The organism is Nocardioides pini (genome assembly GCF_026712185.1).
Classification (GTDB): domain Bacteria; phylum Actinomycetota; class Actinomycetes; order Propionibacteriales; family Nocardioidaceae; genus Nocardioides; species Nocardioides pini.
The window spans coordinates 67,016-76,408 of the sequence record NZ_JAPPUX010000008.1 but is presented as its reverse complement, the minus strand read 5'-3'; the positions used below and the strand labels follow the sequence as shown (position 1 = coordinate 76,408).

At 72.9% G+C, this 9,393-nt stretch carries 11 protein-coding genes; 5 read left to right on the top strand and 6 right to left on the bottom strand.

Annotated features, from left to right (window positions below):
• On the top strand, nucleotides 1-96 hold a 96-nt coding region (locus NYO98_RS21475), incomplete at its 5' end, for an integrase core domain-containing protein (RefSeq protein ID WP_268112884.1).
• A 22-nt stretch (nucleotides 97-118) separates the two neighbouring features.
• Here the strand turns inward: NYO98_RS21475 and NYO98_RS21470 are convergent.
• From NYO98_RS21470 to NYO98_RS21455, 4 genes are all read right to left on the bottom strand, one after another.
• On the bottom strand, nucleotides 119-1,069 hold the full coding sequence (locus tag NYO98_RS21470; protein WP_268113941.1) for a PfkB family carbohydrate kinase: 951 nt from the start codon (nucleotides 1,067-1,069) through the stop codon (nucleotides 119-121).
• Nucleotides 1,066-1,623: a cysteine hydrolase family protein gene (locus tag NYO98_RS21465; protein WP_268113940.1), complete on the bottom strand. Its 558-nt coding sequence runs from the start codon at nucleotides 1,621-1,623 to the stop codon at nucleotides 1,066-1,068. The genes NYO98_RS21470 and NYO98_RS21465 overlap by 4 nt, the downstream gene beginning before the upstream one ends.
• 117 nt (nucleotides 1,624-1,740) lie before the next feature.
• Nucleotides 1,741-2,577: an ABC transporter permease gene (locus NYO98_RS21460; RefSeq protein WP_268113939.1), complete on the bottom strand. Its 837-nt coding sequence runs from the start codon at nucleotides 2,575-2,577 to the stop codon at nucleotides 1,741-1,743.
• Entirely contained in the window at nucleotides 2,574-3,479 is a 906-nt protein-coding gene (locus NYO98_RS21455) for an ABC transporter ATP-binding protein (RefSeq protein WP_268113938.1), read from the bottom strand. The genes NYO98_RS21460 and NYO98_RS21455 overlap by 4 nt, the downstream gene beginning before the upstream one ends.
• 165 nt (nucleotides 3,480-3,644) lie before the next feature.
• Between NYO98_RS21455 and NYO98_RS21450 the strand changes: the two genes are divergently transcribed.
• Nucleotides 3,645-4,826 (top strand): hypothetical protein, encoded by a 1,182-nt coding sequence (locus tag NYO98_RS21450; protein WP_268113937.1) that lies wholly within the window; start codon nucleotides 3,645-3,647, stop codon nucleotides 4,824-4,826.
• Between the two features lie 135 nt (nucleotides 4,827-4,961).
• A complete protein-coding gene (locus NYO98_RS21445) occupies nucleotides 4,962-5,780 on the top strand; it encodes a hypothetical protein (protein ID WP_268113936.1) in 819 nt (272 codons plus the stop codon).
• Nucleotides 5,781-5,797: 17 nt separating this feature from the next.
• On the opposite strand, the gene NYO98_RS21440 is transcribed toward NYO98_RS21445, so the two are convergent.
• Nucleotides 5,798-6,982 (bottom strand): pyridoxal phosphate-dependent aminotransferase, encoded by a 1,185-nt coding sequence (locus NYO98_RS21440; protein WP_268113934.1) that lies wholly within the window; start codon nucleotides 6,980-6,982, stop codon nucleotides 5,798-5,800.
• Nucleotides 6,983-7,037: 55 nt separating this feature from the next.
• On the opposite strand from NYO98_RS21440, the gene pyrE reads away from it, so the two are divergent.
• Nucleotides 7,038-7,568, top strand: a complete 531-nt coding sequence (gene pyrE / locus NYO98_RS21435) for an orotate phosphoribosyltransferase (protein ID WP_268113933.1) — start codon at nucleotides 7,038-7,040, stop codon at nucleotides 7,566-7,568.
• A gap of 279 nt (nucleotides 7,569-7,847) precedes the next feature.
• Here the strand turns inward: pyrE and NYO98_RS21430 are convergent, their stop codons facing one another.
• On the bottom strand, nucleotides 7,848-8,606 hold the full coding sequence (locus tag NYO98_RS21430) for a DedA family protein (protein ID WP_268113932.1): 759 nt from the start codon (nucleotides 8,604-8,606) through the stop codon (nucleotides 7,848-7,850).
• A 64-nt stretch (nucleotides 8,607-8,670) separates the two neighbouring features.
• On the opposite strand from NYO98_RS21430, the gene NYO98_RS21425 reads away from it, so the two are divergent.
• On the top strand, nucleotides 8,671-9,372 hold the full coding sequence (locus NYO98_RS21425; RefSeq protein ID WP_407673966.1) for a TrmH family RNA methyltransferase: 702 nt from the start codon (nucleotides 8,671-8,673) through the stop codon (nucleotides 9,370-9,372).
• Nucleotides 9,373-9,393: the final 21 nt, after the last annotated feature.

Genomic DNA, 9,393 nt, shown 5'->3' with positions numbered 1-9,393 from the left:
GACCGCGCCGCCGCGCTTGCTCCATGGATCGAGCACTACAACACTTGCCGACGCCACAGCTCACTCGGAGGCAAAGCTCCAGTCAGCCGTCTGTGACCAACGTGGTGGCTGGGTACACCTAGGCCGGTCCGTCCGCGGTCGAGAGGAAGGCGTCCACCTCGGCGGCGGTCGGCGCCGACTCCGGTCCGCGCCGGGTGACCTTGATGGCGGCGGCCGCATTCGCCCGGCGGCAGCCCTCCTCCCACGGCGTACCGGCGGCCACCTCGGCCAGCAGCGCGCCGGTGTGGGTGTCGCCGGCACCGTTGGTGTCGACGGGCGTCTGCGGGAAGCCGGGGACGTACGTCGTCCGCCCGGCGACGTGGACCGCGCACCCATCCGGCCCGTCGCGGACGATCGCGACCGCGTCGCCGCGCAGCATCGGGGCGACGGCGACCGTGAGCGCCGTGAGGTCGTCGGGCGCGTCCTCGCCGGCGGCGCGCAGGACGTCCGCGGCCTCCTCGGCGTTGCTCGACCAGACGTCGGTCACCTCGAGCATCGCCGCCCGGACGGACGCGTCGAGACCCGCGAAGGCGGCGCCGGGGTCGAGCACCACGACGACGTCGGGGTGCAGCGTCGGCAGCCACGCCAGGAGGGGGTCGCGGGTGCTGTCGAGCGCGAGGGAGAAGCCGGTGACGCAGACCAGGTCGCCGGGCCGCGGGTCCGACGTGGCCAGCGAGTCGACGCTGACCCGGCGCTCCGCACCCAGGGTGGTCACGAAGGTGCGCTCCGCGCTGGGCTCGACCATGACGACGCAGATGCCCGTGTCGAGGTCCCGGACCGGTGGGGCCGACACCCCGATCCCGGCGGCGCCGAGCGCGCCGCGGATCAGGTCGCCGTGGGGCCCCGTGCCGATGGCACCGGCCTGCACGCACTCCGCACCGAACCGGGCCGCCGCCAGCAGCACTGTGACCGTGCCGCCCGCGTAGTCGGTGGCCGAGGCCGCCATGACGTTCTGCCCACGGTCAGGCAGGTCGGGGACCTCGACGACCACGTCGACCAGCGCCTGGCCGGTGTGGATGACCCGGCTCACGAGGAGGTGCCTGCCCGCAGCACCTCGTCGGTGGTGGCCAGGGTGATCTGCGGCGGGTAGAGCGACATCACCGTCATGGCCGCCTCGTGGTTCTCCGGCGTCGAGCCGGCGCAGGCGTCGGTGACGACGGTGATCGTCGCGCCGGCGTCGGCCGCAGCGAGCGCGGTCGACACGACGCAGCAGTCGGTGCTCACTCCGGCCAGCACCAGGTGGGGGAGCGGACCGGTGACGGCCTGGAGGGCGTAGCCCCACTTGCCGAACGTCGGAAGCGACACCACCTCGCTCGCCAGGCCCTGCACCTCGGGCACCAGCTCGAGCAGCGGGTCGCCGTCCGGGACGTCCGCGAACGGCCACGCCCGCATGTAGGTCGCCCAGCTGCCCTGCGGCTCGGGGGCGGGCACCCAGCGCGTGACGACGGTGCGCTCGCCCGCGGCGGAGGCGAGTCGTCGTACCGGATCCACGATGTCGGGGAACATGGTCGACCCCCACTCGCTGTCCGGGGAGGCGAAGATCCGCTGCGGGTCGATGACGACCAACCAGGCGTCGGGGTGCATGTGGCCAGCCTGTCAGAGCCGTGGTTCGCACCCGAGTTTCCCGCTTCGGTGTCGAGATCTCGGCCGTGAAGCGGGGCGGTCACCGGATATCCGGTGACCGCCCTCGCCGCTACGGACCTACTTCACCTCGGCACGCAGGACCGCGCGCAGGCCGATGGCCAGCGGGATCCAGAGCCAGACCAGGGTCGAGACGCCGAGCTGCTGCCAGTACTCGGTGGTCATCGTCTGGTCGAAGAGGCGGGTCACGGCGAAGTTCACGTCGACCCAGGGCTGCAGGTCGCGGAACCACTCCTGGAAGGCGGCCAGCGTCCCGAAGGCGACCGGCAGCACGAGCGAGTAGACGAAGTAGCCCACGATCGCGCCGGCGGAGCTGCGGAACAGCACGCCGAGCATGAAGCCCATCAGCATGCCGAGGACGTTGGCGAGCACGATGTTGCCGAACTGCGCGAGCGAGATGTCCCACGTCGCGTCGAGGCCGGTGATCGCCGAGCCCACGACGTTGCCGAGGGCCCCGACCCCGAGGGCGACGACCATCGCCACCACGCCGACCAGCAGCGTCGAGGCGACCTTCGCCGCCATCACGCGGCCGCGCCAGGGCACGAGGGTGTACGTCGTCAGTCCGGTGCGCTGGCTGTACTCGCCGGTGACCGAGAGGATCGCGATGATCGGCAGGACCACCGACAGCGGCATCCCGATCGCGGTGGAGAAGGTGTTCTGGGTGATCGCCTCGTCGGGCGCCCAGATGATCACCGCGGCGGTGGCGAGGACGGACACGATGCCGACGCTGGCCATCATCCAGAAGCCGGCGCGGGTGTCGAACATCTTGCGGAGCTCGACCCCGACCAGGCGGGTCATCGGGATGGGGCGTACGACGCGACGTGCGGCGGGTGCCTGGGGCGTGGTCGTGGAGGCGACGGCGGGCACCGGGGTCGCCTCGTGGATCTGGGTGGTCATGCTGCTGCTCCTTCGCGAGCGGTCTCGGCGGTGAGCTCGAGGAACATCTCCTCCAGGCCGGCGCCGTCGGCGGCGCGCAGCTCGCGCAGGACGACGCCGGCACGGTGTGCCGTCTCGCCCACGAGCTCGGGGTCGGCGTCGGCCCTCAGGCCGCCGTCGATGGGGTTGGTGACGACCGACGCCTCGTGCAGGGCGCGGGCGAGGTGGTCCTGCTGGGCGGGGTCTGCGGTGCGGACGAGGGTGCCGGCGGCGGCCAGCAGCTCGGCCTTGCTGCCCTGGGCCACGATGCGGCCCTGGCCGATCACGACGAGGTCGTCGGCGATGACCTCGATCTCGTGCAGCAGGTGCGAGGACAGCAGCACGGTGCCGCCCTGGTCGGCGAAGCCGCGGAGCAGGTCGCGCATCCAGCGGATGCCGGCCGGGTCGAGGCCGTTGGCGGGCTCGTCGAGGATCAGCACCTGCGGGTCGCCGATGAGGGCGGTCGCGATGCCGAGGCGCTGGCGCATGCCGAGGGAGTAGTTGCGGACCCGGCGCTCGGCCTCGGTCTCGGTGAGCCCGACGCGGGCGAGGGTCTCGGCGACCCGGGACTTCGGCAGGCCCATGGTCTGCGCGGCGATCGCGAGGATCTCGCGGCCGGTCCGTCCGGCGTGCTGCGCGGAGGCGTCCAGCAGGACGCCGACCTCGAGGCCCGGGTTGACGAGCTCGCGGTAGTCGCGGCCGGCGATGGTGACCTGACCGGTGCTGGGACGGGTGAGGCCGACCATGATGCGCATGGTCGTGGACTTGCCGGCGCCGTTGGGGCCGAGGAAGCCCGTCACGCGACCGGCAGCGGCCGTGAAGGAGACGTTGTCGACGGCCGTGAACGGGCCGTACTGCTTGGTGAGGTGCTCGACGCTGATCATGGGTCCAACCCTCGCCGCGTGCGGGCCCTCGGCACATCGGGGACGGCACCCCGCCCGCCCCTGAGGACGACCCTGAGAAACCCCGCAGCGGGGCCCCGGGACTCGGCTGGGGCTCGGATGGGGCGAGGATGGGGCGAGTTGGGCACCACTTGGGACAATGGAGCCGTGAGCCAGCCCACCAAGCAGCGTCCGCCCCAGGTCAGCCTGGCCTCGGGCCTCGTCATGTTCTCCTCGGTGGTGGTGCTCCTCACCGCGTGGGAGCGGGTGACCTCGCTCCGCTCGCTCGAGACGCAGGAGGCCATCCGCGACGTCCTCGCCGAGGCGCCGTTCACCTCCCTCGGCCTCACCGTGTCGAGCACGACCGACCTGCTGCGGGTCTCGTGCATGGTCGCCGCGGCCTGTGCGTGCGCGACCGCGATCCTCGGCTGGTACGTCCGCAAGCCCGACCGCTCCTCGCGCCTGGCCCTGACGCTGATCGCCGTCGTCGTCTTCCTCACCGGCATCCCCGCGGGCGGGCTCGCCGGCTCGTTCGTCGCCGCGGGCGCGGCGATGCTGTGGATGCACCCCGCGCGCGAGTGGTTCGCCACCGGCCGCTGGACGCCCCCGGACCCCGCCCCCACCAAGGACCGGGGGACCGCCGACCGGGGCACGCCCGGCCCGGCTGACCCGTGGGGCCGTCCGCCCGCCGGCGGTGGCACCGACACCCCACCCGCCGGCGCCTCCGACACCTCGCCCTCGGTCCCGCCGCCCGCCAGCCGGCCGTTCGGCGAGCCCGCGCCGCCCACCCCCCAGGCTCCCGCCGACCGGCCGGGCGAGTCGCCGTACGGCCAGCCCTTCCCGCAGCACCAGCCCGCCCCGGCGCCGTACGGCCAGCCCCACCCGGCCGACTGGCAGCGCCGGCAGCTGCTGCAGGCCCGGCCCGGCGCGATGGTCGCGGCCTTCGTCATCACCGTCGTCACCGCCGGCGGCCTCCTCGCGCTCTCGCTGCTGTGGCTGGCGATCGCGGGCTTCTCGCCGGACTTCCTGCGCACCGTGCTCGAGCAGCAGCAGCCGGAGATGCTCGACGACGGGCTGAGCCTGGAGCAGGTGCGGACGACGGTGTACGCGCTGGCGAGCCTGTTCGTCGTGTGGTGCGTCGTCGCCCTGGTGCTGGCGGGCTTCGCGATGGCCCGCCGCGAGTGGGCGCGCCGCGGCCTGATGGTCAGCGCCGCCTTCAGCGCCGGCGCCTGCTTCGCCCTCGTGCTCAACACCCCGCTCGTCCTGCTGCCGGCCGCGGCCGCCCTCGCGACCGTCCTCTGCCTGCGCCGGGTCGAGGTGCGGCGCTGGTTCCAGCTCGACCCGCGCTGACCGTCTCCTCCCGCTCGGCGACGCGGACGACCGTGGACATGGTGAGATAGGCCCCATGAGCGAGCGCAGCGAGCGAGTCATCCAGCACAGCGCGACACGTGCCTCGTGCGCGCACGGAGCGAAGCGAGCACGCGCATGAGCGACCCAGGGCCGACGCACCAGCCCTACGGCCAGGACCCCTACGGGCAGCAGCCGTACGCGCAGCAGTCGGGCGGGCCGCCCTCCCTCTACGGCCAGCAGCCCACCTACGGCCAGCAGCCGGGTGGTCGGCGTCCCGGCACGGTGACCGCGGCCGCGTGGATCACGATCGTCGTCTCGGGCCTCACCGCGGTCGGCCTGGGCCTGATGGCGCTGGCCTTCGCCGGCTTCCGCGACGAGTTCGTCCAGGGCTTCGAGCAGGAGTGGGCGCGCTCGGGTGCGGGCACCGACGTCGACGTCGACCCCGAGCAGCTGGCCGGTGTCGTCGTGGCCGGGTTCGTGTTCCTCGCCGTCTGGGCGCTGATCTCCGTCGTGCTCGCGATCTTCGTGCTGCGCCGCTCCAACGTCGCGCGCATCCTCCTCGTCATCTCGAGCGCCGTCGTCGCCGTCCTCTCGCTGATCGGCATCGGGAGCGGCATCTCGATCGTGCCGCTCGTCGCCGCTGTCGCCGTGATCGTGCTGCTCTTCGTCGGGGGCGCGGGTGACTGGTTCAAGGGTGTGTCCCCGGCCGGCGCCGGCGCCTACCCCGGCTACGTCGGCCAGTACGGCGCCCAGCCCGGCAGCCCGTACGGCGCTCCGCAGGGTGACCCGTACGGCAACCCCTACGGCCAGCAGTCAACGCCGCAGTACCCGCCGCCGGCCAGCTCCCCGTACGGCCAGGACACCGCACCCGGCCAGGACAACCCCTACGGCCAGCCGCGGCCGGACGACGAGGGCGGGTCCGAGCACCCGCCGCGGGACTACCCGGGCCGCTGAGCCGAGGGGTCGCGGCCTCAGCGCGACAGGTCGGCCGCGGCGAGGCGTCGTACGCCCTCGCCGATCACGTCGCGCTCCTTGCAGAACGCCCAGCGCACGAGCTGGCGACCTGCCTCGCGGTCGTCGTAGAACCCCTGCGTGGGGATCGCGACGACACCGGCGAGCTCGGGCAGCGCCAGGCAGAACGCCCGGCCGTCCGGCCAGCCGAGGTGGCTGACGTCGGTGGTCGCGAAGTAGGTGCCCTCCGGCACCCGCGGGTCCAGCCCGGCAGCGGCGAGACCCTCGCAGAGCAGGTCGCGGCGGAGCTGCAGGTCGCGGGCGAGCTCGAGCGGCCAGTCGGGCTCGTGGTCGAGCGCGTGCGCGACGGCGGGCTGGAGGGGTGAGCCGGAGGTGAAGGTGAGCCACTGCTTGGCCGCGAGGACGGCCTGCACGAGCGGCTCCGGACCGGTGGCCCAGCCGACCTTCCAGCCCGTGAAGCTGTAGGACTTGCCGGCGCTCGACAGCGTCAGTGTGCGCTCCCACATGCCGGGCAGGGTCGCGATCGGGACGTGTCCCTCGGCGGATCGGGCGTCGTCGAAGACCAGGTGCTCGTAGACCTCGTCGGTCACCACGACGACGTCGTGCTCGATCGCGAGGTCGGCGACCACCTGCAGCTCGTCGCGCGTCAGGACGGTGCCGGTGGGGTTGTGGGGGGTGTTGAGCAGGATCAGGCGCGTGTCGTCGGTGACCGCACTCCGGAGCTCGTCGAGGTCGGGGCGGAAGTCGGGCGCCCGGAGCGTGACCGGTCGCCGGCGGGCGCCGCACATCTCGAGCATCGCGACGTAGGAGTCGTAGTAGGGCTCGAGCACCACGACCTCGTCCCCCGGGTCGACGAGCCCGAGCAACGCGGCAGCGACGGCCTCGGTGCACCCGGTGGTGACGACGACCTCCCGGTCGGGGTCGGGCTCGAGGCCGTAGTGGCGCTGCTGGTGCCGCGAGATGGCTGCGCGGAGGGCGGGTACGCCGATGCCCGGGGCGTACTGGTTGGCGCCCGCCTCCAGCGCCGCCTCCGCCGCCGCCACCACCGACGGCGGCCCGTCGACGTCGGGGAACCCCTGCCCGAGGTTGATCGCGCCGGTTCGCACCGCGAGCGCCGACATCTCGCTGAAGACGGTCGGCGGGATGTGGGCCAGGCGGGCGGCGAGCGGTTTCGCGGTGGGCACGGGCCCACGCTACCCAGCGCTCCCGGGCGGTCGGGCCCGGCTAGGGTCGGGTGCCGTGACCACCGACGCGACCCTCGCCGCCGACATCGACGCGACCTGCCGACTCACCGGGGAGTTCACGCTCCGCTCGGGGCAGGTCGCGGACACCTACTTCGACAAGTACCTCTTCGAGGCGCAGCCCGCCCTGCTCGACCGCGTCGCCGCCCGGATGGTCGACCTGCTCCCGGACGGCACGGAGCTGCTCGGCGGCCTCGAGCTCGGCGGCATCCCGATCGCGACCATGGTGTCGGCGAAGACGGGGCTGCCGGCCCTCTTCGTGCGCAAGAGGGCCAAGGAGTACGGCACCGCCAAGCTCGCCGAGGGCCCGGACGTCTCCGGTCGGCGGGTCACCATCATCGAGGACGTCATCACCACCGGCGGGGCCGTCCGTGACGCCACGCGCGCGCTGCGCGAGCTCGGCGCGACCGTGGAGGTCGTCGTCTGCGCCATCGACCGCTCGCCCGAGGGGGAGGACCCGCTGGCCGACGTCGGCCTCGAGGTGCGCTCGGTGCTGACCCGCGCCGACCTGGACGCGGCCCGCGGCTGACGCTTGCCGGGCGGTGCGTCGTACGCCGACACACCGGTGAGCGGTGCCCCACCCATATTCCGCTGGCCCGGAAGGTGGCTCACGCACCGCCGGGTGGTGCGTCGTACGCCGACACACCGGTGAGCGGTGCCCCACCCATATTCCGCTGGCCCGGAAGGTGGCTCACGCACCGCCGGGCGGTGCGTCGTACGCCGACACACCGGTGAGCGGTGCCCCACCCACATTCCGCTGGCCCGGGAGGTGGCTCACGCACCGCCGGGCGGTGCGTCGTACGACGGCTTAGTCGACGTCGCGGCCCATGATGTCGCGGTCCGGCCCGCCGTCGTGCGGGCCGACCTCGGCGCCGCGGGCGTGGGTGCGCCGGTGGCGCCACCACTCGATGGCGATCGGGATCACCGAGAACGCCAGGATCACGATGATCAGCTTGTCGATGCTCTCGCCCAGCGTCGGGAACGCGTCGCCGAGGAAGAAGCCGAGCAGGCAGATCGAGACCACCCACAGCACGGCGCCGACCAGGCTCCACAGGAAGAACCGGTGCCGCTCCATCCGCGTCACACCGGCGACGACGGTGATGTAGGTCCGCACGAAGGGCACGAACCGGCCGATGACCAGCGCCTTGTTGCCGTGGCGGTCGAAGAACGCGGTCGTCTGGTCGAAGTACTTGCGCTTGATGATCCGGCCGTCGCGCTCGTAGAGCGGCTGCCCGAGCTTGCGTCCGATCTCGTAGCCGACGACGTTGCCGAGGAAAGCCGCGACGACCAGCGCGGACATCGCGATGAGCAGCTCGACGAACGGAGGACCCGGGAACAGGTCGAGCTGGCCGGTGGCGATGAACAGGCCGAGCGCGAACAGCAGCGTGTCGCCGGGCAGGATCGGGAAGAACAGCCCGCACTCGACGAAGACGATGACCATGCTGATCCAGAACAGCGCGGTGCCGAAGCGGTCGAGCAGCCAGTTGGGGTCCATCCAGTCGATGCCCAGGAGCAACGGGTGGATGCCCGAGGTCAGGATGGACTGCAGGTCCCACAACGTGCTCACCCGTGCAACCCTAACCGCGGACGCCCCGGCACCCCTCTTCGTCGCGGCTGCCTAGGGTGCTGCCATGCAGGAGGGCGGGTACGACGAGGAGCGGGCGCCGTACGACCCGATGCCGCACGGCCCGCCCGAGGTGGGGGTGGGCCCGTGGGAGGGTCCGTGGCCCGAGGGCGAGCAGTGGGACCCCGACCTGCTGCGCGAGGGCGATCGCCGCAACGTCGTGGACCGCTACCGCTACTGGACGATGGCGGCCATCGTCGCCGACCTCGACACCCGCCGGCACGGGTTCCACGTCGCGATCGAGAACTGGCAGCACGACTTCAACATCGGCACGATCGTCCGCACCGCCAACGCCTTCCTCGCCGCCGAGGTGCACATCGTCGGCAACCGCCGGTGGAACCGCCGGGGCGCGATGGTGACCGACCGCTACCAGCACGTGAAGCACCACCCGGACGCCGCCGCCCTGGCGTCGTACCTCCACGCGATCCCCGAGGACCGGGGCGGTCCCGTGCGGCTGCTCGGGATCGACAACCTGCCCGGGTCGCTCCACCTCGAGACGATGCAGCTGCCCCGGCGGGTGTGCTTCCTGTTCGGGCAGGAGGGGCCCGGCTTGTCGGAGTCGGCGCGCGAGGTCTGCGACGGCACCTTCTCGATCGCCCAGTTCGGCTCGACCCGCTCGATCAACGCCAGCTCGGCCGCGGCGATCGCGATGCACAGCTGGGTGCGCGAGCACGCCGACCTGACCGGCGACGACGCCTGGCGCGGCTGAGTCCGCCACCGAAGCCCCGAC